Raw genomic sequence first — 21,765 nt, forward strand, 5'->3', positions numbered from 1 at the left:
ATCCGCCCTTGCCCCTATGTTGGCGGGATGGAGCTTCTGGACGATTCCGACGACATGGGCGATGTGCCGCTGTCCCGCCGTGCGATGGCCGCACGGCCTGCGCCCTATCTGGACGGGCTGAACCCGGCGCAACGCACCGCGGTGGAAACGATGGACGGCCCCGTCCTGATGCTGGCGGGCGCCGGCACCGGCAAGACGCGGGCGCTGACCACGCGCATCGCGCATCTGCTGACTCTGGGCCGGGCGCGGCCGGGCCAGATCCTGGCCGTGACCTTTACCAACAAGGCCGCGCGGGAAATGAAGAACCGCATCGCCCGCCTGCTGGGCGAAACGGTCGAGGGGATGCCCTGGCTGGGCACCTTTCACAGCATCAGCGTCAAGATCCTGCGCCGCCATGCCGAACTGATCGGCAATGGCGCGGTGCACCTCAAGCCCAGCTTCACCATCCTGGATACCGACGACCAGATCCGGCTGCTGAAGCAACTGATCCAGGCCGAGAACCTGGACGAGAAACGCTGGCCCGCCCGGCAGTTAGCCGGGTTGATCGACGGCTGGAAGAACCGCTGCCTGACCCCCTCTCAATTGCCCAAGGGGGAAATGACCGTCTTCGACGGATGGGGCGGACGGCTTTACAAGGCGTACCAGGACCGGTTGCTGACGCTGAACGCGGTCGATTTCGGCGACCTGCTGATGCACTGCGTGACGCTGTTCCAGGCGCATCCCGACGTGCTGCGGTCCTGGCAGGATCGGTTCCGCTATATCCTGGTGGACGAATATCAGGATACCAACGTCGCCCAGTATCTGTGGCTGCGCCTGCTGGCCCAGGGGCACCGCAACATCTGCTGCGTGGGGGACGACGACCAGTCCATCTATGGCTGGCGGGGGGCCGAGGTCGGCAACATCCTGCGGTTCGAGAAGGACTTTCCCGGCGCGCAGGTGATCCGTCTGGAACAGAACTATCGCTCTACCCCGCAGATTCTGGCTACTGCATCCGGCCTGATCGCCGCCAATCAGGGCCGCCTTGGCAAGACCCTGTGGACCGAGGCCGAGGGCGGAGAGAAGGTGCGCCTGATCGGCCATTGGGACAGCGAGGCCGAGGCCCGCTGGATCGGCGAGGAGATCGAGGCCTTTCACGGCGGCCACCGCGCCGCCATCGGCCGCACCAGCCTGAACGACATCGCCATCCTGGTGCGCGCGTCCCATCAGATGCGGGCCTTCGAGGATCGCTTCATGTCGATCGGCCTGCCCTATCGCGTGATCGGCGGCCCGCGTTTCTATGAGCGTGCCGAGATTCGCGACGCGATGGCCTATTTCCGGCTGGTGGTCAGCCCCGCCGACGATCTGGCCTTTGAACGGATCGCCAACACGCCCAAGCGCGGCCTGGGCGAAAAGGGGGTGCAGGCGATCCAGGCCATGGCACGGGCGCGCGGGCTGTCGTTGCTGGACGGGACCGTGGCCGCGCTGACGGCGGGCGATCTGTCGGGCAAGGCCGCCGCCAGTATGCGCCAGTTCACCGAGGCCGTGGGCCGCTGGCACGCCGACGCCTTGGACGATCGCGTGAACCATGTCGAACTGGCCGAACGGATCCTGGACGAATCCGGCTATACCGCGATGTGGCAGAATGACAAATCACCCGATGCGCCGGGGCGGCTGGACAACCTCAAGGAACTGGTCAAGGCTTTGGAGGAATTCGAGAACCTTCAGGGCTTCCTGGAGCATGTCGCCCTGGTCATGGACCGCGACGACGGCGAATCCGCCGAACAGGTCAGCATCATGACCCTGCACGCCGCCAAGGGGCTGGAGTTTCCCGTCGTCTTTCTGCCGGGCTGGGAGGACGGGCTGTTCCCCAGCCAGCGCGCCATGGACGAAAGCGGCACCAAGGGATTGGAGGAGGAACGGCGGCTGGCCTATGTCGGCATCACCCGCGCCGAACGCCTGGCGACGATCAGCTTTGCCGGCAACCGGCGGCTTTACGGCCAGTGGCAGAGCAGTATGCCCTCGCGTTTCGTCGATGAACTGCCGGCCGAGCATGTCGAAGTCCTGACCCCTCCGGGCCTTTACGGGGGCGGCTACGGCGCGGCGATGGCATTCGCGGCGGGCGGGCCGGTCAATGCGCTGCAGGAACGCGCGGCCAAGGCCGATGTGTATAATTCGCCCGGCTGGAAGCGGATGCAGACGCGGGCGGGTGAACGCAAGGCGCCGGTCCACCGCACGCCCGTCATCATCGACGCCGAACCGGCGGCGAAATTCGCCGTGGGCGACCGCGTGAGCCACGCGAAATTCGGCGACGGCACGATCATGGGCATTGCCGAGGATACGCTGACCATTCAATTCGCAACCGGCTTCAAGACCATCAAGGCGGCCTATGTGCAGCCCGTGGGGGGTGGCGACGTGCCGTTCTGACCCGCTGGCCCCCTGTCCGGCGTGGTGCTAGGTTGCCGGAAACCATCGGGACCACCACGCCTTGGCCGCCTTTTTCCGCCTGATCCTGTTCCTGCTGATCGCCCAGACGGTGTTCTATCTGCTGTTGCGGGTCTATCTGCGATCGCTGCGGACCGAGCGGCTGGAAGACATCTGGGACGAACGCCATCCCGCCATGCCGGGGAACACCCCTGCACGGCGCGCGTTCGTCCGCAGGTCCATGATCGGCTTCGACAGGACGCTGCGTTCGCGGCTGTTGCTGCTGGTCTTCGTGCTGCCCAATCTGGCAGTGGCGGGCATCATCTATTGGGTCAACTGGCAATAAGGACGCTGGCACATGCATTATTTCAAGGTCGTGGTCGGCGTGCTGTTCGGCATCGCGGTGTTCCTGTTTCTGGATTATACCCTGCCGTCCCAGAACACGGTGCGGATCACCAACACCTATAACCGCCTGACCTCGGTCACGGCATCGAACGCCATCTTCTATGCGTCCGACAACACCGGCACGGTGGAAAATGCCCAGGGCCAGCGGGACGTTCGCTTCATCGAAACCGTGCGCCCGAACGGTGAAGTCTTCGTTTATCGCAACGAGGATACCGGCTGGATCTGGCCGCCCTATTTCAAATACGACAGCGCCAACCTTCAGGCCGAGGCGACGAACCTGCAATCGACCCGCGACAACCCGCAATGGGTCAACATCACCGCCTATGGCTGGCGGCTGGCCTTCCTGTCCACCTATCCCAACGCGGTCAGCATCGACACGCTGGCCGGGCCGAACGAACGCCCGCGCAACTGGGCCGCATCCATCGTGTGCATGTTGCTGCTGGCGCTGCTGGCCTTGTTCTGGCGGATGTGGTCGCAGTTCCAGGAACGCGGGATCGCCTGGCGGAGGAGGGCATGACGCTCAATCCCGGCACCGACCTGCGCAGCGATGCATTGTCCGAAATCCGCATCAACACCCCAGCCGTGGAACGCCGCGCGGCCACCCTGCCCGCCCGACGCAGCCTGAAAAGGGATCACCAGGCGGCCTGGCTGCTGAACGCCGTGCGCTGCATCGACCTGACCACCCTGGCGGGCGATGACACGCCCGACAGGGTGGCGCGGCTGTGCGCCAAGGCCCGCCAGCCCATCGCGCCCGAGCTGCTGGAGGCGATGGGCGTTTCCGGCCTGACCACCGGCGCGGTCTGCGTTTATCCGACCATGATTGCGCCTGCAAAACGCGCGCTTGGCAATTCCGGCATCCCGGTCGCCAGCGTCGCCACGGGCTTTCCGGCGGGCCTGATGCCCCTCAACCTGCGCCTGGCCGAGGTCCTTTATGCCGTCGAGCATGGCGCGGATGAAATCGACATCGTCATCACCCGTGCCCATGTCCTGCGCGGCGAATGGACGGCGCTGTATGACGAACTGCGCGCGATGCGCGAAGCCTGCGGGTCGGCGAAGATGAAGGCGATCCTGGCGACGGGCGACCTGAAATCGCTGGAAAATGTCGCCAGGGCCAGCCATGTGGCCATGCAGGCGGGCGCGGACTGGATCAAGACCTCGACCGGCAAGGAAGCTGTGAACGCCACCCTGCCCGTGTCGCTGGTCATGTGCCGCGCGATCCGCGACTATCGCGACCAGACCGGCCATGTCGTCGGCTTCAAGCCTGCCGGCGGCCTGCGGACCGCCAAGGACGCGCTGAACTGGCAGGTGCTGATGGCCGAGGAACTGGGCCGCGACTGGCTGCGTCCCGAGTTGTTCCGCATCGGCGCATCATCCCTGCTTGGCGATATCGAACGCCAGATCAGCCACTATGTGACCGGCCGCTATGCCGCCGCCCATCGCCAAGCCATTGCCTGAGGCCCAAATGACCAGCGTGAGCGACCTGATGGAAACGATGGAATACGGCCCTTCGGCAGAGGACAGCAGCGCGGCCCGCGATTGGCTGGCGCGGCGGGGCGCCTTTGGGCATTTCATCGGCGGCACTTTTGCCGAACCGGGCACGCTGTTCGACACGCGCGATCCGGCCACGGGCCATGTTCTGGCGCAGGTCACTCGGGGAACAGCCGATGACGTGGCGGCGGCGGTGGCGGCGGCGCGGCAGGCGCAGCCCGGCTGGGCGGCGCTGTCGGGGACAAAGCGGGCGCAGTATCTGTATGCCCTGGCCCGCCATGTCCAGAAACGCGAACGCTTCCTGTCGGTGCTGGAGACTCTGGACAACGGCAAGCCGATCCGGGAATCGCGCGACATCGACGTGCCGCTGGTCGCGCGGCATTTCTATCATCACGCCGGTTGGGCCGAACTGCGCGACAGTGCGTTTCCCGGCCATGCGCCGCTGGGCGTCTGCGGCCAGATCATCCCGTGGAACTTTCCGCTGCTGATGCTGGCCTGGAAGATCGCCCCGGCCCTGGCCGCAGGCAACACGGTCGTCCTGAAGCCCGCCGAATATACGCCGCTGACCGCCCTGGCATTCGCCGAAATCTGCCAGGAAATCGGCCTGCCCTCGGGCGTGGTGAACGTCGTGACCGGCGACGGCGATACCGGCGCGGCCCTTGTCATGGCGGATGTGGACAAGATCGCCTTCACCGGCTCGACCGAGGTGGGGCGCGCCATCGCAGGCCAACTGGCTGGAACGGGCAAGCGGCTGACGCTGGAACTGGGCGGCAAGTCGCCCTTTGTGGTGATGCCCGATGCCGACCTGGATGCAGCGGTCGAGGGGGTGGTGGACTCGATCTGGTTCAACGGGGGCCAGGTCTGCTGCGCCGGATCGCGCATCCTGGTGGCCGAGGCCGTGGCGGATCGGTTCGAAGCCCTGCTGTCGGCGCGGATGGCACGACTGCGGGTCGGATCGCCCTTGGACAAGTCCACCGATGTGGGCGCCATCGTCGATCCCATCCAGAAGGACCGAATCCTGTCGATCTGCAAGGCGGCCACCGATGCCGGTGCGGAACTGGTCGGCGGCGCGGCGGGGGACGGCTGCTTCATCGCGCCGGGCTATCTGCGAAACATCGGCCCCGCCAATCCGGGGTTCGAGCAGGAAATCTTCGGTCCCATCGCCACCCTGTCCACCTTCCGCACCGCAGACGAGGCGGTCGAGCTGGCCAACAACACCCGCTATGGGCTTGCGGCCTCGGTCTGGTCGGAAAGCGCGGCCGTGGCGACGGACATCGCGGCCAAGGTCAAGGCTGGCGTGGTCTGGATCAACTGCGCCAACCTGTTCGACGGGGCTGCCCCGTTCGGGGGCTACCGCGAAAGCGGTTTCGGCCGCGAAGGCGGGCGTGCGGGGATGCTGGACTATCTCTCAGAAATTCCAGCCGAGGCGATCACGGAACCGGTCCCCGCGACCCCTGTCGCCACGACGACGGGCTCGGGCCGGCCGGTGGGCCTGGACCGCACGGCCAAGCTGTATATCGGCGGCGCGCAGAAACGGCCCGATGGGGGGGCCAGCTATGCCGTGCCGGGCGGCCTTGCGCCGCTGGGCAACCGCAAGGACATCCGCAACGCCGTCGAGGCCGCCGCGAAGGCCGGCAAATGGGCGGCGATGGGCGGTCCTGCCCGCGCGCAGGTGCTGTATTACATCGCCGAGAACCTGTCGGCGCGAGCCGATGAATTCGCTGCCCGCACCAGCCCGGCCGAGGTCGATGCCGCCATCGCCCGCGCCTTTCACTATGCCGCCTGGGCCGACAAGTTCGACGGGGCGAATGTGCAGGCCAGGCCGGGACACCTGCTGAACGTCGTCCATGAACCCTTTGGCGTCATGGGCATCGCCTGTCCCAATGCGCAGCCCCTGGCGGGCTTCATGTCGCTGGTGATGCCCGCCATCGCGATGGGCAACCGCGTCGTGGCGATCGCCGCGCAGGACGATCCGCTGGCGGTGACGGATCTGTATCAGGTCTTCGACACCTCGGACCTGCCGGGAGGCGTGGTCAACATCGTGACCGGCCCGCGCGACGATCTGGCAAAGGTGCTGGCCGCCCATGACGAGGTTGCGGCGATGTGGATGGTCGGCGGCGATCTGGCGGGGGCCAAGAAGGCCGCGGGCGGCAACCTCAAGCCCGTCTGGGCGCCCGACCATCGCGATTGGTGCGGCCCGCAGGCGCAGGGCGAGGTTTTCCTGCGCCACGCCACCCAGACCAAGACGATCTGGCTGCCCTATGGCGCGCTGCCCGAAGGCACCGGGTCTGCGGCCTATTAGGCGCGCAGGCCCGCGAAGGTCATCGGATCCAGCGAGGCTTGGGCAAAGGTCGGGCCGCTGACCATCAGGCTGACCGCGTCATGCGAATGCAGCGATTCCTGGTGGCTGGCGACCACGCGGAAATCGCCGCAACGCGGATCGGCCATCAGTTCCTGGGCAAAGGCGCGCACCGCATCCTCGACAAAGATCGGGTTCGCGGCGTTGAGTTCGGCAAAGGCCTGTTCGTCCTCTCGCTTGACCATCACCTGCGTTTCAGTCGGCACGGCCCGGCGGCAAAGTTCGACCATATCCTCGAACCAGATTTTCTCGGGGCCAAGCATCACGACCGAAATCCGCGCGATGGATCGCTGCGAATGGGGCGTCGCCAGCCGCGAGCGGGTTTCGCGGGCATGTTCCGACAGTTCCAGCGAACAGGGGCAGGTCGAGGAATAGACGTAATCGAAATGCATGATCCGCAATCGCTGACCATGCAGGTCCAGAACCTCCATCGCGATGTCGTAATACTGCCAGCCGGACAGGCCGGACCGCAGTGAATCGACGCGGATCGGATAGGAGAAGCGCATCTGGATACGCGCGTCATAGGCGTCCAGATCGGCCTGATAGTCGTCCAGCGCGGATTCGAGCACCTTGAGGCTGAAGGCATGTTCTGAATGGGCATAGAAGGACCGCATGATGCGGGACATGTTGATGCCTTTCCGGTCCGCCTCGAGGCTGACGGTACCGGTCACGCTGGTTTCGAGCGCGATCTCACCGCCGTCGCGGGTCTGATAGCGGATCGGCAGGCGAAAGTTCGAGATGCCGACATGCTGGATCGGCGCGCGCGCGCCCACGATCAGGCTGGCCGGGCCGTTCTGAAGGTCGGGCAGACCGGCCCTGTAGGTTTCATCCACCCGAAATCCCGCGTCATAGCTGCGCGCCAGGGCCGGATAGGCGGGGATCATCGGGCGGGCTTCGGTCATGGGGGCATCCTTCCGGGCGGATCGCGGCCCAATATGGGGTCAAAGGACCGGATTCCAAAGTGCTAATCCGGCAAGAGAGAGCAGCCGGCGCGGCCCCCGCGCCCTACGATGCCAAGGCCTGATGCAGATCGTCGATCAGATCCTGCGCGTCCTCAAGCCCGACGGATAGCCGCAGCAGGCCGGGCGTGATGCCCAGATAAGCCCGATCCTCGGGGCTCAGGCGCTGATGGGTCGTCGTGGCCGGATGGGTCACGATCGATTTGGCATCGCCCAGATTGTTGGAAATCCTGACGATCTTCAGCCGGTTCAGCGCGGCGAACGCGGCTTCCTTGCCGCCGGTGAGTTCGAAGGCGATCATGGTGCCTCCCGACCCCATCGCCTGCATGGCAAGGCCGTGCTGCGGATGATCGGCAAGACCGGGATAGATCACGCGGGACAGCGCCGGGTGGCCCTGCAACGCCCGCGCCACCGTCAGCGCGCTGTCGGCCTGCGCCCGGACCCGCAGGTCCATGGTCGTCAGCCCGTTCAGCATGATCCAACTGTGGAACGGGCTGATCGCGCCGCCCGTGTGTTTGAGGTAAGGCTCGGCCACCTCGCGCACGAACTGGCGGGTGCCGCAGATAACGCCTGCCAGGGCGCGGCCGCCGCCGTCGATATGCTTGGTTGCCGAATAGACCACCACATCGGCGCCCAGATCGACCGCACGCGAAAAGACGGGCGTGGCAAAGACGTTGTCCACCACGACCGTCGCGCCGACGTCATGGGCCAGCCGGGCGACGCCCTTGATGTCGATCACCTCCAATGTGGGGTTCGACACGCTTTCAAAGAAAACCGCCCTGGTGCCGGGACGCAAGGCGGTCCGCCATTGGTCCAGATCCGTGCCATCGACATAGGATACCTCGACCCCGAAGCGCGCCAGCAGGTCCAGGACATAAAGGCACGATCCGAACAGCGCGCGGGCGGCAACCACATGATCGCCCGGCTTGCACATGGAAAACAGCGCGCCGTTGACCGCCGCCATGCCGCTGGCGGTGGCAAAGGCGTCCTCGGTCCCTTCCAGCGCGGCGATGCGATCCTCGAACATGCGGCTGGTGGGATTGCCATAGCGGGCATAGATGAATTCGTCCGGGCCGGTGCCCTGAAAGCGCGCCTCCGCCTGTTCGGCGCTGTCATAGACAAAGCCCTGGGTCAGAAAGATCGCCTCGGCCATTTCGCCGTACTGGCTGCGGCGGATGCCGTGATGGACCGCTTGCGTGCGCGGGTGAAGAGCCTTGGACGGACTGTCGGTCATGCGAATGCCCCCTGCTGTAGGGCGGGGGTTAGCGCCCCGGCCCCTGCAACGCAAGACCCCAGGTTCCGCGGCCTCTGGTCTGGACGCGTCACGTCGCGGAAACAACCGCCCGAACCAGCGCAAGGCCCGTTCCGAATGCCGCATATCTTAATGATAACACCGTTTTGAGAGAAGATTTGACCAAATTGCCCAAATAGACAACTTGAGAGCTGGATGCCCCCCCGGTAGAGCGGTACGGCAGCCCAGGAGAACCGGGCTGCACGGAAGGTCGGCCCCTTATGCCGGAATGCGATGATGACTTTGGACTTTGTCAACGAATATCCCGAGGTCATGATGCGGCAAACCGATAGGCCTTTCATTCCGGGCCACGCCTTTGTTGCGGGCGCGGCTGTATGTGACCAGGATGGACAGTCTGTTTTTTGTTCGGAGGCGCGCCTTCTTCGTCGGACCGTGAATCGGACGGCGACCGGATCGCGCGACGTTGTATGGGTTCCTGGACTATCCGCCTGAAGCGATCCTTGTCCGCACGGGCCGTGTCATCGGTTTTGTTTTTCAGTAAAAGGCCCGAACAGCCTCGGGGGCGGAGAAATCCGCCCCTGCGACTTGTATCACAGGCAATCGCCTACAGGTAATCGCCGCGCTGAAGCCCGTACTTGGCCATCTTCTCGTTCAGCGTCCGGCGCGGCAGGCACAGTTCGTCCATCACGCTGGCGATGCTGCCCCTGTGACGACGCATGGTGTTGTCGATCAGCATCTTTTCGAAACTTTCCACATACTCCTTCAGCGGCTTGCCGTCAGTCGTGGTGGCCTGCTGGGTTTCCTCGCCATCCGCCATCAGCAGCGACGCGATGGACCCCGACCCGCGCCGGTTCTGCAGCACGGCGCGTTCGGCCACGTTGATCAACTGGCGGATATTGCCGGGCCAGGGGGCCTGCAGCAACTGGGCCGCCTCTTGCGCGGACACCTGCGGCGGCTCGCAGCCGTATTCCTCGGAAAACTGTTCGGTCATGCGGGCGAACAGTTGCAGGATATCCTCGCCCCGCGCGCGCAGCGGCGGCAGGGTGATCTTCAGCGCGGACAGACGATAGAACAGGTCGGGACGCAGCGAATCCTCGGCCTTGCGCCCCTCGCCGCGGGCATTGGAAATGGCGATGATCCGCGTGTCCGCCGGCGTGCCCTGGTCGCTGATGAAAGCCAGCAGGCGGGCTTGCAGGGGTTCCGACAGCGCCTCGATGTCTTCAAGGCAGAGTGTGCCGCCCCGCGCCTCCTCGACGGCGGGAATGCCGTCCTCCAGCGGGCCGAACAGGCGGGCCGACAAGGCGTCGTCGTTATAGGCGGCGCAAGACACCGGCACGAACTTCCGGGACGCGCGCGGGCCCACTGCGTGCAAGGCATGGGCCACAAGCGTCTTGCCGGTGCCGGTTTCCCCGTCGATCAGCACATGGCCGTCAGCCTGACCCAGATCCAGGATATCCTCTCGCAGGCGGTCCATCACCGGGCTGGACCCGATCAGCTTGGACATCACCTGCTGGCCTTCGGACAGGTCGCGCCGCAGCGCGCGGTTGTCCAGCGTCATTCGCCGCATCTGCGTGGCCTTCTTGGCAAGCGCGGTCATCTTGTCGGGGTTGAAGGGTTTTTCCATGAAGTCCATGGCGCCGATCCGCATCGCCTCGACCGCCATGGGCACGTCCCCGTGCCCGGTGATCAGGATGACGGGCAGGCCGGAATCCAGTCCCATCAAGCGTTTCAGAAAGGCGATCCCGTCCATGCCGGGCATCCGGATGTCGGACACCACGATCCCCGGCCAATCCGAACCGATGACCTTCAGCGCGTCCTCGGCGCTGGCATAGGTTTCGGTGTCGAATCCCGACAGGACCAGCCACTGGCTGATCGATTCCCGCATGTCCGGTTCATCGTCAACAATCGCAATCTTCAGCTTGCGGGACATTGAAGTCTTTCCTCTCTCGTCATTCGGCGGCAAGCGCCTGCCGGGCCTGCCCCGGCTTGTGCAGGGGCAGTTCCACGGCAAAGACGGCGCCGCCTTGATCTTCGTTGTGGGCGGTCAGGCGACCGCCGAAATCGGCCACGATGGACGAGGATATGGCCAAGCCAAGCCCCGTCCCCTCGCCCGGCTTCTTGGTGGTCCAGAACGGCTCGAACAGCTTTTCCAGATCCGAGATGCCGGTGCCGTTGTCGCGCACCAGCACATAGGCATGGGCGCCGGTTTCGACCGTGATCTCGATCCGGGCATCCCGCCGGTCGCGCACGGCATCGACGGCATTGCGCAACAGGTTGATGATGACCTGTTCCAGTCGGATGCGGTCGGCCATCACCGTCACCGGTCCGCGCGGCAGGTTGCGGGTAACGCGGATCGTGCGCGACCGCAACTGTGGCTCCATCATGGTCAGGGCGCTGCTGACGGCGGCGCGCAGATCGACGGGTTCCACCGCCTCGCCCCCCTTGCGGGCATAGGACTTCAGTTGCCGGGTGATGGCGCCCATGCGCTCGATCAGGTCATCGATGCGCTGGAAGCTGGACAGCGCCTCCTCGGAGCGGCCGCGTTGCAAAAGAAGCCGCGCCCCCGCCAGATAGGTCTTCATGGCGGCCAGGGGCTGGTTCAGCTCGTGGCTGACGCCGGCCGACATTTCCCCCAGGGCGGCCAGTTTCGAACTTTGCTGCACGGTCTGTTCGGCGACGCGCAGTTCCTTTTGCATCCGTTCCCGCTCGGCGATCTCGCGCGTCAGGCGCAGGTTCAGGGCACGCAGGTCGGCGGATTCGCGCATATAGGCAACCGACTGCCGCCGCGCCCGGCGCGACAGGGCATAAAAGGTGCCCGCCAGCAGGATGGCAAACCCCATGATCTGCAAGGCCAGCACCGCGTTCACCTGCTCGCGGACCGAGGCATAGGCCGTAAAGCTGGTCATCCGCCAGCCGCGAAAGGGGATGCGCGCCTCGGCCTGCATGACCGCGCGGCCCTCGAGATAGGCGTCGATGGGCGCGGCTGTCCAATCGGCCGTCACCTGAAAGGCCCGCTGGATGGCCGAGGGCGCATCCCGCACGGCCAGGGCCTCGGGCATGGACAGGCCGCGCCAACGGGGTTCGGTGGCCAGAATGATGCTTCCCTCGCTGTCGGTGACGGCCACGGCGTCGGAAATGCCGGCCCAGGATCGTTCCAGCCGCGACAGGTCCGCCCCCACCACGATCACCCCCAGCGTCCGCCCGTCCGAGATGACGGCCCGCGAATAGGTGAATTCATAGCCCCCCCCCTGGTGGTTGGTCACGGTGAAGACCGTGTCGCGCGACCGCAGCGCATCCACGTAATAGGGGGCAAGGACGTTGTTGGTGCCCAGCGTATAGCGGTCGGTGGCCCCCACCGTCCGGCCCGAGGCATCCAGAAGGCGGATCGAGGCCGCGCCGATTTCCTTTTGCGCGGCGATCAGCCGGGCCGACGTGGCCGAGAAATCGCCGCCGTTCAGCGATCCGATCAGCACCGGGTCGCGCGCCAGCAGCAGAGGCACAACCGCTGTGCGCTGCAATTCGGACAAGAGATTCCCGGTATAGAGGGCCAGACGCAGTTCAGAACGCACCCGGGTGTTTTCGGAAAACCGCTCCATCAGCCAGGCGTTCGTGATCCAGATCGACACACTGGCCAGCACGAAGATCAGGGCGATTGCCAGCCGCAGCCACCAGGGATTGGCCGGTTGCGCCAGACGCGGACGCCCGCGGTCCCACTCACTGGCGCTGTTTCTGTTCCTGATCACCTGAAAGGCCCGGCCATGTTGCACAACTGCCGCACTCTAGGCGCAGAAGGTCCGACGCTCAAGTCAGGCGTTGACAGCCGCCCCGACCACCGCGCGGAACAGCGCCGCCCCGTCCGTGCCCCCCAGAGCAGGGTCGGCGGCGCGTTCGGGATGGGGCATCATGCCCAGGACGCGGCGGTTTTCCGACAGCACGCCCGCAATGTCGGCGACCGAGCCGTTCAGGCCGGGCAAATAGGTAAAGGCGATCCGGTCCTGATCCCGCAACTGTGCCAGGCCGTCCGCCGTGATCTGGTAGTTGCCGTCGTGATGGGCCACCGGAATGGTGATGCGCTGGCCCTTGGCATAGCCCGCCGTGAAATCGCTGTCGGCCGTGGCCACCGTCAGGACCGCGGGCCTGCACAGAAAGGTAAGCCCTGTGTTGCGCATCAGGGCGCCGGGCAGCAGGCCCAGTTCGGTCAGCACCTGAAAGCCGTTGCAGATCCCCAGAACGTGACCGCCGCGTTGCGCATGGGCGCGCAGGGCGCCCGCGATGGGCGACTGCGCCGCAATGGCGCCGCAGCGCAGATAGTCGCCAAAGGAAAAGCCGCCAGGCACCGCCACCAGGTCGGTGCCGGCAGGCAGGCTGTTATCCTTGTGCCAGACACGCACCACCCGTGCTCCGGCCTGTTCCAGGGCCACGGCCAGATCGCGGTCGCAGTTGGAACCGGGAAAGGTGGTGACGGCGGCTTTCATGGCGCTGCTCCTGTCTGGGATCGCGCCACGCCATAGCGCAAGTCGGCCCTTGGCGAAAGGGGGGCCGCAGGGCCGGGCGGGGGTGTCCGGCCCTGCGGAATGCCTGGTCAGTCCAGAGCCCGGTTCAGGTATTCGTCCACCTTTTCCAGATAGCCGATGGTGGTCATCCATTTCTGGTCGGGGCCCACCAGCAGCGCCAGATCCTTGGTCATGAAGCCGTCCTCGACCGTCTGGACAGTGACATTTTCCAGCGTTTCGGCGAATTTCCTCAGCGCCGCGTTGTTGTCCAGACTGGCGCGATGCTTCAGCCCGCCCGTCCAGGCATAGATCGACGCGATCGAGTTGGTCGAGGTCTGGTTGCCCTTCTGGTGTTCGCGGTAATGGCGCGTCACGGTGCCGTGCGCCGCCTCGGCCTCGACGGTCTTTCCGTCGGGCGTCATCAGCACCGAGGTCATCAGACCCAGCGAACCGAAGCCCTGGGCCACGGTGTCGGACTGCACGTCGCCGTCATAGTTCTTGCAGGCCCAGACATAGCCGCCCGACCATTTCAGGTTCGAGGCGACCATGTCGTCGATCAGGCGGTGTTCATAGGTGATACCGGCCTTCTTGAAACGGTCCGCGAACTCGGCCTCGTAGATCTCCTGGAACAGATCCTTGAAGCGGCCGTCATAGGCCTTCATGATCGTGTTCTTGGTGGACAAATAGACCGGATAGCCGCGCTGCAACCCATAGTTCAGGGATGCCCGGGCGAAATCGCGGATCGAATCGTCCAGGTTGTACATGGCCATCGCCACCCCGGACGACGGCGCCTGGAACACCTCGTGTTCGATCGTCTCGCCGTCCTCGCCGACGAACCTGATGGTCAGCTTGCCCTTGCCCGGAAAGCGGAAATCGGTGGCCTTGTACTGGTCGCCAAAGGCGTGGCGGCCGACGATCACCGGCTTGGTCCAGTGCGGCACCAGGCGCGGCACGTTGCGGCAGATGATCGGTTCGCGAAAGATCACGCCGCCCAGGATGTTGCGGATCGTGCCATTGGGCGATTTCCACATCTTCCTGAGGCCGAACTCCTCGACCCGCGCCTCGTCGGGGGTGATGGTCGCGCATTTGACGCCGACGCCGTACTGCTTGATGGCATTGGCCGCGTCCACCGTCACCTGATCCTCGGTCCGGTCGCGCTCCTCGATACCCAGGTCATAGTATTTCAGGTCGATGTCCAGATAGGGCAGGATCAGCTTCTGCTTGATGAAATCCCAGATGATCCGGGTCATCTCGTCGCCATCGAGTTCGACGACGGGGTTATCGACCTTGATCTTTGACATGATCATTCCCTTTCGGCGTTGCAGGTTCCCGTGCGCTATAGACGGGAAAAGCCGGGATGAAAAGAATGTATGCGATTGCATACAGCCATCCCCTGCCGGCCCGTCCCCCGATCAGGGTCCGGCCCCGCCCGGTCTGATGCCCTTGCGAACTGACCGGGGCAACCCGGCAGCACCCCCTCCGGCACTGGCGTGCCAAGGGGTATCATTCAACGCGTGCTTTCCGTCAGCCGCCGGCGGACATAGCCCTGCACGAGGTTGATCATCGGCTTCATATGCGCCTCGTCGTCGCGAAAGAAGTGATCGGCCCCCTCGATTTCCTCGTGGGTGATGGTGATGCCCTTCTGCTCGCGCAGCTTGCCCACCAGGGTATGCGTGTCCTTGGGCGGCGCCACCCGGTCGGCGGTGCCGTTCACGATCAGGCCCGACGACGGGCAGGGCGCCAGAAAGCTGAAATCGTACATGTTCGCGGGGGGCGCCACGCTGATGAAGCCGGTGATTTCCGGCCGCCGCATCAGAAGCTGCATTCCGATCCAGGCGCCGAAGCTGAAGCCCGCGACCCAGCAATGCTTGCTGTTGGGATTCATCGCCTGCAGGTAATCCAGCGCCGAGGCCGCGTCGGACAGCTCGCCGATGCCCTGGTCGAATTCGCCCTGGCTGCGGCCGACCCCGCGGAAATTGAACCGCATGACGGTGAAGCCCATCTTGTGGAACGCGTAATGCAGGTTATAGACGACGCGGTTGTTCATCGTCCCGCCGAACTGCGGATGGGGATGCAGGACGATGGCAAGGGGGGCGTCGGGCTTGCCCGGTTGGGGATGATAGCGGCCCTCGAGCCGCCCTTCGGGTCCGGGGAAAATCAGCTCTGGCATCGTCTTCCTTTGACGCTTCAAGGGTTTCTTGACGCATTGGCGTCGTGCTTTTAGAGGCTATCTGGTGTGCCGCCGCACGATGCGCAAGAAACGGGCCATGGCGGCATAACGTGCAAGCCCGCGCGTCGTCAATGCGACGCCGCCCGTCCGAAGGGAGCCAGCCGATGAAACTGTCCACAAAGGGCCGCTATGCGATCATCGCCCTGGTCGATCTGGCCACCGCCCAGGGGGCGGAACTGACCTCGCTGGCCGAAATTTCGTCGCGCCAGGATATTTCGCTGCCCTATCTGGAACAGTTGTTCGTGCGGCTGCGCCGCGCGGGGCTGGTGGCCTCGGTCCGCGGCCCCGGCGGCGGCTACCGTCTGGCCCGCGCGCCCGAAACGATCCGGATCGCCGAAATCCTGGAGGCCGTGGACGAAACCGTCAGCGCCATGCATGTGGGCGCGGGCGCATCCGGCGGCGTGTCGGGATCGCGCGCCCAGACCCTGTCGAACAGGCTGTGGGAAAGCCTGTCGGCGCATGTCTATGTGTTTCTGCACAACCACACGCTGGCCGATGTTGCGCGAAACCAGTTGCTGCCCTGTCCGGCCTTGCCGCGGATTCTGGCCGTGGTGGATGACTGATCGTCAGATCGGAAGGCGCCGCCGGTCCCAGGTCACGCCGCTGCGGATGACCCGGGCGGGCGATCCCGCCACCAGCGTGTTCGGCGGAACGACCCCCCGGACGATCGACCCCGCACCCACGATGGAATGGCTGCCGATCACCGTTCCCTTGAGGATTGTTACCTGCTGACCGATCCAGACATGATCCCCGATCGTGATCGGCTTGGACGGATTGATCCGCTTGCCCGACGCCACGTCGATGATCGAATGGTTGTCGCTGGGGTCCATGGATATTCCCCCCGAGAACATGCAGTCGTTGCCGATGATGACCCGAGAGGTTTCGTGCATGTGCAGCCGCAACCCCATCGAGGTTGTCGCCGCGCCGATCTCGATCAGGCCGTTATCGCATTTCACGACGATCTGACCGGTCAGGCGGCATCCTGCCCCGATCCTGATGGTGTTGCGATGCCCTTCGACAACGATCCGTGTGACCTTGGCGTTGTCGCCCAAGGTCACGACGTTGTCCTGTCCCTTGTCGACGAACTGTTCGACACCGTCTGGCATGGGTGTCACCCTGCTTGGCCCAAAATTTAAGATCAGCGGAAAACCGTGGTAGCGGAGGAGGGATTTGAACCCCCGACACAAGGATTATGATTCCTCTGCTCTAACCAACTGAGCTACTCCGCCACGGGTGGGGGCGATGTAAGGGGTGGAACCGGGGGCGTCAAGCGGGTTTTTCGGGGAAACGGAAAACCCCGCCCTTGATCCGGGCAGCGCCGGTATCCGCTGTGGGACCGCGTCAGCGGCGCGCCTTGACCACCTGCAACAGCGGCATGACCTGTGCCATGTCGGGACCGTGGGCCTGGCCGGTGACGGCCTTGCGCAGCGGCATGAACAGGCCCTTGCCCTTGCGGCCGGTTGCGTCCCGGACGGCGGCGGTCCATTCGCCCCAGGTCGCATCCGTATAGGGCGGCGGGGGCAGCAGCGGCATGGCCTGGGCGATGAAATCGGCATCCTCGGGGTCGATCTGCGGCTCGGCCCCCTGGGAAAAGATCGTCCACCAGTCGGCCAGATCCTCCAGCGTCGTGATGTTCTGCGACGCCACCTGCCAGAACCGCTCGGCCAGATCGTCCGGCACGCCAAGCGCCGCGATCCGGTCGCGCACGGCGTCGAAGGGCAGCGCCTGGTTGCGCTCGCGGGTCAGCGGCCACAGATCCTCGGGGTCGAATTTCGTGGGAGAGGCGCCGAACTGCGACAGATCGAAGCCTTCGGCCAGATCGTCCAGGGTCATCCGCAACTCGACCGGCTGGCTGGACCCCAGCCGTGCCATCATCGACAGCAGCGCCTCGGGGGCCACGCCCGCCTCGCGCAGGTCGCGGATCGACAGCGCGCCGATACGCTTGGACAGTTCCTCGCCCTGCGCGCCGGTCAGCAGGCTGTGATGGGCGAAGGACGGAGGCGTGCCGCCCAGCGCGCGGATGATCTGGATCTGGGTCGCGGTGTTCGTCACATGATCCGCGCCCCGCACGATATGCGTGACGGCCATGTCCGTATCATCGACTGACGAGGCAAACGTGTACAGCACCTGCCCGTCCGCGCGGATCAGCACCGGATCGCTGACGGACGCCGCGTCGATGGAAATGTCGCCCAGGATCCCGTCGGTCCATTCGATGCGCTCCTGATCCAGCAGGAACCGCCAGTATCCCTCGCGCCCCTCGCCGCGCAGCCGGTCTTTGTCGGCATCCGACAGCCCGTGCCCCGCGCGGTCATAGACCGGCGGGCGGCCCATGTTCAGCAGCTTCTTGCGCTTCAGGTCCAGTTCGGTGGGCGTCTCGAAAACCTCGTAAAGACGGCCCGCCGCCCGCAATCGGTCCGCAGCCTCGGCATAGCGGTCCAGCCGCAGCGACTGGCGTTCGACGCGATCCCAGTGCAGGCCCAGCCAGTCCAGGTCGCGCTTGATGCCGTCGGCGTATTCCTCCTTGCTGCGTTCACGGTCGGTGTCGTCCAGCCGCAGGATGAAGCTGCCGCCGGCCTTGCGCGCGATCAGATAGTTGAACAGCGCGGTCCGCAGGTTGCCGACATGGATGTGGCCCGTGGGCGAGGGGGCGAAGCGGGTGGTGGTCATGACACGTCTCCTGTTGCGCTTGCTCTTTCATACGCGGCGATTCTTGTCCATATGGGGGCCACAGGCAGGAGAAGCCGATGACCAACTGGAACGACCTGACCGCCCCTGACGCGGGCCGGATCGAGGCGCTGGCGCGCCAGGCCATGGCGGCGCTGCCCGCCGAATTCGCCGGACATGCCCAGGACATCGCCGTTCAGGTGGCCGAATTCCCACCCGAGGATGTGCTGGACGAATTGCAGATCGACGATCCGTTCGACCTGACGGGCCTTTACGATGGCATTCCGCTGACGGAAAAGTCGGTCTCGGACCAGCCGGGCCAGCCCGACATCATCTGGCTGTACCGCCGCCCGCTGCTGGACGAATGGGCAGCGCGCGGGAACGTGACGCTGGGCGAACTGGTCGGCCATGTCGTCACGCACGAGATGGCGCACCATTTCGGCTGGTCGGACGACGACATCGCCCGCATCGACCGGTGGTGGGAATGAGGTGGAAAGGCTCGGGGCAGGCGCCGATCCTGACGGTGACGCTGAACCCCGCGCTGGATCTCTCGACCACTGCGGACGAGGTGCGCCCCGAGCTGAAGCTGCGCTGCGACAAGCCGGCGGCCGATCCGGGCGGCGGCGGCATCAATGTCAGCCGCGCGATCGGGCACATGGGCGGGCAATCGACGGCCATGGTGGCGCTTGGCGGGGCCACGGGCACCCGCATCGCCGAAATGCTGAAGTCGGATGGCCTGTCCGTGATCCGCCTGACCGCGCCGGGGGAAACCCGACAGTCGCTGGCCGTGACCGACCGGGCGACGGGCCAGCAATACCGCTTCGTGATGCCCGGCCCCGAATGGCACAAGACCCATGTCGCCGACATGACCCAGGCCATCGCCGAAGGGGCGTCCCCCGGCGGCTGGGTGGTGGTGTCTGGGTCGAACCCGCCCGGCGTGCCTGCGGGGTTCGAACAGATGCTGACCGTGCGGCTGAAGAACAGCGGAGCGCAACTGCTGGTCGATACCTCGGGCGAGGCGTTGCGGGTGCTGGCCGGATCATCGACCCCCGTGGACGTGCTGCGCATGGACAGCCACGAGGCCGAGGAACTGGCGGGCCGCGCCCTGCCCCGCCGCGAGGACAGCGCAGGCTTTGCCGCCGGTCTGGTCAGGGACGGCGCGGCGCGGTCCGTGATCGTGGCACGCGGGGCCGACGGATCAGTGATCGCAGGCCCCGATGGCGCCTGGCACGCGGCGGCGGCAAAGGTAAGGGTGGTCAGCGCGGTCGGCGCGGGCGACAGCTTTGTCGCGGGCTTCGTGCTGGCCATGGCACGCGGCTGGCCCGCCCCCGAAGCCCTGGCCCTGGGTGCCGCCGCCGCATCGGCCGCGGTAATGACGCCCGCCACCGACCTGTGCCGGGCCGAGGACGTGACGCGCTTTTACGCGGAACGGGCCGTCACGAGGCTTTAGCGGAAACAAGAAAGCCGCCTCGAGGGCGGCTTTTCGCGGGCTGCTTTCGCAGGCGGGCAGCCCCGATCAGGCGGCTTCGGCCTCCTCGGCCTCGGCGGCCATGCGGCGTTCGCTTTCCTCGCGCGACAGCGCGACCGAGGTGCGCACGCCCTTGGACACGAACTCCATCAGACCCTTGACCACGCGCTCGTTGGGGTCGATCCCGGCACAGGACAGCACTTCGCGCCCGTCGCGCGACCGCGCCCAGCGGGCGATCTGCTCGGCGCCATTGCCGTATTTCTTGTCATCCGCAATGGCATCGTCCAAGGCGGCCAGAACCACTGCCGCAAACAGCTTGCGGGCGCGTTGGCCCTGTTCGAAGTTGAAAGCCGATCCATCGACAAAATCGCGCATATCGTTCGTCCATTTCCAGTGCCGCCCTGGGACAAGGCAGCCGTGGGCAGGCATGAAGCCAACCCATGATTATCATTTCCGTTTCTGTGACGGTTCCGCTGCTTAGCGCATATCACCGCCGATTCGTTATTCCTCAGAACGCATAACACCCATGCGCCTGACGCATGTCATAAAAAAACAGGCGGAATCTGCAATTACACCCGATATTTCAGGATGCCATGCCGGGCGCCGCACCTTGACAACACCACAATTCCCTTTTGGTTGCCTTGCAGCGAAGGCCCAGATATAGGGGCGGCGCAACGCCGTTCAACATGGACGGCAGGAAATTCCCAAACTCCGATAGGTTCCCATGCCCAAGATCAACGGCAACGAAATCCGCCCCGGCAACGTGCTGGAGCATGACGGAGGCCTGTGGGCAGCCGTGAAGGTCAGTCATGTCAAGCCCGGCAAGGGCGGCGCCTTTGCCCAGGTCGAACTCAAGAACCTGCGCGATGGCCGCAAGCTGAACGAACGCTTTCGCAGCGAGGACAAGGTCGAACGGGTCCGCCTGGACCAGAAGGATCAGCAGTTCCTGTACGAATCCGATGGCAAGCTGGTGTTCATGGACAGCGAGACGTTCGAGCAGACCGAACTGGATGCCGACCTGCTGGGCGATCGCCGTCCCTTTCTGCAAGACGGCATGACCGCCACCATCGAGTATTACGGCGACGAGGCCCTGTCGGTGTCGATCCCGCAGAAGGTGACCTGCATCGTGACAGAGACCGAGCCCGTGGTGAAGGGCCAGACCGCGGCCAACAGCTACAAGCCCGCGATCCTGGACAACGGCGTGCGCATCATGATCCCCCCCTTCGTGGGCGAGGGCGAAAAGATCATCGTGAACACCGAGGTCTTTGAATACAGCGAACGGGCCTGAAGCCGATCGCCGATCAGTGGCGCCTTGGGCTTTGCCCGGGGTGCTTGTTTTCCGTTCAGTCGCCGGAGCCCTCCATGCCCGACACGACGATTCGCCAGGCCACGCCCGAGGATCTGGCCCGCGCCCTGCCCCATGTGCTGGCGGCACCCAAGGATGACGCAACGGTCGAATGCCTGTGTTTTCGTCCGGGCTTCAACAAGCGGACATTCCCGGACCGCCTGACGCTGACGCGGGACAGGGGCATTCCCGGTGAGCGCTGGCTGACGATGCCGTGGCTGAAGCTGCCGGACGGATCGCCCGATCCGCGCATCCAGGTGTCGATCCTGCCGCGCAGGGTGATGGACGCGGTCTGGCTGGACCGCGAGAACACCCTTCATCCCGGCGATACGATCATCTGCGACCTGGACATGTCCGAGGACAACCTGCCCGTGGGCTGCCTGTTGCAGGTGGGAACAGCGGTGGTGCGCGTGTCGGATGAATTCAACGATGGGTGCGTCAAGTGGAAGGTCCGCTATGGCCGCGCGGCCAAGGAATGGATCACCGCCCCCGGCCACCCCGCATTGCGCCTGCGCGGCATCCTGTGTTCGATCGAACAGGACGGAGAGGTGGCCCTGGGCGACCGGATCCGCAAGCTGGCCGCCTAGTGTCTGGACCCATAAACGGGATTCCCCGCTGGGCCGAAGTGTGATTCCCTGCGGTTTGAAGCAGGAGGACGGACATGGCTTCGGAGTTCTGGTTAAGCGACGCGCAGTTTGAACG

General features: G+C 65.3%; 20 protein-coding genes and 1 tRNA gene. 10 read left to right on the forward strand and 11 right to left on the reverse strand.

The features are described from left to right. Window positions 1-27: 27 nt before the first annotated feature. The 5 genes from EYE42_RS13610 to EYE42_RS13630 all read left to right on the forward strand — a co-directional run bounded on the left by EYE42_RS13610 (window position 28) and on the right by EYE42_RS13630 (window position 6,595). Window positions 28-2,403 carry an ATP-dependent helicase gene (locus EYE42_RS13610; protein WP_130991892.1) on the forward strand — a complete coding sequence of 792 codons (2,376 nt, stop codon included), beginning with the start codon at window positions 28-30 and terminating at the stop codon, window positions 2,401-2,403. 61 nt (window positions 2,404-2,464) lie between these two features. Beyond that, on the forward strand, window positions 2,465-2,746 hold the full coding sequence (locus tag EYE42_RS13615) for a hypothetical protein (RefSeq protein ID WP_130991865.1): 282 nt from the start codon (window positions 2,465-2,467) through the stop codon (window positions 2,744-2,746). Between the two features lie 12 nt (window positions 2,747-2,758). Then, window positions 2,759-3,322, forward strand: coding sequence for a DUF1523 family protein (locus EYE42_RS13620; RefSeq protein ID WP_130991866.1), 564 nt, complete (start codon window positions 2,759-2,761; stop codon window positions 3,320-3,322). Next, window positions 3,319-4,260: a deoxyribose-phosphate aldolase gene (gene deoC / locus EYE42_RS13625; RefSeq protein ID WP_130991867.1), complete on the forward strand. Its 942-nt coding sequence runs from the start codon at window positions 3,319-3,321 to the stop codon at window positions 4,258-4,260. Before EYE42_RS13620 ends, deoC begins: the two co-directional genes overlap by 4 nt. A gap of 7 nt (window positions 4,261-4,267) precedes the next feature. Next, complete coding sequence (locus tag EYE42_RS13630; RefSeq protein ID WP_130991868.1) at window positions 4,268-6,595, forward strand: aldehyde dehydrogenase family protein; 2,328 nt, start codon at window positions 4,268-4,270, stop codon at window positions 6,593-6,595. Here the strand turns inward: EYE42_RS13630 and folE2 are convergent. The 7 genes from folE2 to EYE42_RS13665 all read right to left on the reverse strand — a co-directional run bounded on the left by folE2 (window position 6,592) and on the right by EYE42_RS13665 (window position 15,526). Then, on the reverse strand, window positions 6,592-7,554 hold the full coding sequence (gene folE2 / locus EYE42_RS13635; protein WP_130991869.1) for a GTP cyclohydrolase FolE2: 963 nt from the start codon (window positions 7,552-7,554) through the stop codon (window positions 6,592-6,594). The two genes, EYE42_RS13630 and folE2, sit on opposite strands and share 4 nt — an antisense overlap. A gap of 103 nt (window positions 7,555-7,657) precedes the next feature. After that, window positions 7,658-8,845 (reverse strand): O-succinylhomoserine sulfhydrylase, encoded by a 1,188-nt coding sequence (gene metZ, locus EYE42_RS13640; protein ID WP_130991870.1) that lies wholly within the window; start codon window positions 8,843-8,845, stop codon window positions 7,658-7,660. A gap of 622 nt (window positions 8,846-9,467) precedes the next feature. Continuing rightward, a complete protein-coding gene (locus tag EYE42_RS13645; RefSeq protein ID WP_130991871.1) occupies window positions 9,468-10,793 on the reverse strand; it encodes a sigma-54-dependent transcriptional regulator in 1,326 nt (441 codons plus the stop codon). A gap of 19 nt (window positions 10,794-10,812) precedes the next feature. Then, the gene (locus tag EYE42_RS13650) at window positions 10,813-12,528 is read right to left on the reverse strand and encodes a sensor histidine kinase (protein WP_246020805.1); all 1,716 of its coding nucleotides are present in this window, start codon (window positions 12,526-12,528) and stop codon (window positions 10,813-10,815) included. 141 nt (window positions 12,529-12,669) lie between these two features. Then, a complete protein-coding gene (gene purQ, locus EYE42_RS13655; RefSeq protein ID WP_130991872.1) occupies window positions 12,670-13,338 on the reverse strand; it encodes a phosphoribosylformylglycinamidine synthase subunit PurQ in 669 nt (222 codons plus the stop codon). Between the two features lie 107 nt (window positions 13,339-13,445). Next, on the reverse strand, window positions 13,446-14,657 hold the full coding sequence (locus EYE42_RS13660; protein ID WP_130991873.1) for an NADP-dependent isocitrate dehydrogenase: 1,212 nt from the start codon (window positions 14,655-14,657) through the stop codon (window positions 13,446-13,448). Between the two features lie 206 nt (window positions 14,658-14,863). Then, the gene (locus tag EYE42_RS13665) at window positions 14,864-15,526 is read right to left on the reverse strand and encodes an alpha/beta hydrolase (RefSeq protein ID WP_130991874.1); all 663 of its coding nucleotides are present in this window, start codon (window positions 15,524-15,526) and stop codon (window positions 14,864-14,866) included. Between the two features lie 164 nt (window positions 15,527-15,690). On the opposite strand from EYE42_RS13665, the gene iscR reads away from it, so the two are divergent. Then, window positions 15,691-16,149: a Fe-S cluster assembly transcriptional regulator IscR gene (gene iscR, locus EYE42_RS13670; protein ID WP_130991875.1), complete on the forward strand. Its 459-nt coding sequence runs from the start codon at window positions 15,691-15,693 to the stop codon at window positions 16,147-16,149. Window positions 16,150-16,152: 3 nt separating this feature from the next. On the opposite strand, the gene EYE42_RS13675 is transcribed toward iscR, so the two are convergent. The 3 genes from EYE42_RS13675 to gltX form a co-directional block, all read right to left on the reverse strand. Continuing rightward, a complete protein-coding gene (locus EYE42_RS13675; RefSeq protein ID WP_130991876.1) occupies window positions 16,153-16,692 on the reverse strand; it encodes an acyltransferase in 540 nt (179 codons plus the stop codon). Window positions 16,693-16,738: 46 nt separating this feature from the next. Further along, window positions 16,739-16,815, reverse strand: a tRNA-Met gene (locus EYE42_RS13680). A 112-nt stretch (window positions 16,816-16,927) separates the two neighbouring features. Beyond that, window positions 16,928-18,253, reverse strand: a complete 1,326-nt coding sequence (gene gltX / locus EYE42_RS13685) for a glutamate--tRNA ligase (RefSeq protein ID WP_130991877.1) — start codon at window positions 18,251-18,253, stop codon at window positions 16,928-16,930. A 77-nt stretch (window positions 18,254-18,330) separates the two neighbouring features. On the opposite strand from gltX, the gene EYE42_RS13690 reads away from it, so the two are divergent. Next, a complete protein-coding gene (locus EYE42_RS13690; RefSeq protein ID WP_130991878.1) occupies window positions 18,331-18,738 on the forward strand; it encodes a metallopeptidase family protein in 408 nt (135 codons plus the stop codon). Beyond that, on the forward strand, window positions 18,735-19,700 hold the full coding sequence (locus EYE42_RS13695) for a 1-phosphofructokinase family hexose kinase (protein WP_130991879.1): 966 nt from the start codon (window positions 18,735-18,737) through the stop codon (window positions 19,698-19,700). Before EYE42_RS13690 ends, EYE42_RS13695 begins: the two co-directional genes overlap by 4 nt. 66 nt (window positions 19,701-19,766) lie before the next feature. Here EYE42_RS13695 and EYE42_RS13700 read toward each other — a convergent pair whose 3' ends face one another. Further along, complete coding sequence (locus tag EYE42_RS13700) at window positions 19,767-20,093, reverse strand: DUF6280 family protein (RefSeq protein WP_130991880.1); 327 nt, start codon at window positions 20,091-20,093, stop codon at window positions 19,767-19,769. A 349-nt stretch (window positions 20,094-20,442) separates the two neighbouring features. Between EYE42_RS13700 and efp the strand changes: the two genes are divergently transcribed. Together efp and EYE42_RS13710 are read left to right on the forward strand one after the other, a co-directional pair. After that, on the forward strand, window positions 20,443-21,006 hold the full coding sequence (gene efp / locus EYE42_RS13705) for an elongation factor P (protein ID WP_130991881.1): 564 nt from the start codon (window positions 20,443-20,445) through the stop codon (window positions 21,004-21,006). A gap of 74 nt (window positions 21,007-21,080) precedes the next feature. Next, window positions 21,081-21,650, forward strand: a complete 570-nt coding sequence (locus EYE42_RS13710; RefSeq protein ID WP_130991882.1) for an MOSC domain-containing protein — start codon at window positions 21,081-21,083, stop codon at window positions 21,648-21,650. The last annotated feature ends 115 nt before the right edge of the window (window positions 21,651-21,765 follow it).

The sequence above is a fragment of the Paracoccus subflavus genome (genome assembly GCF_004310345.1).
In the GTDB taxonomy this organism is placed as follows: domain Bacteria; phylum Pseudomonadota; class Alphaproteobacteria; order Rhodobacterales; family Rhodobacteraceae; genus Paracoccus; species Paracoccus subflavus.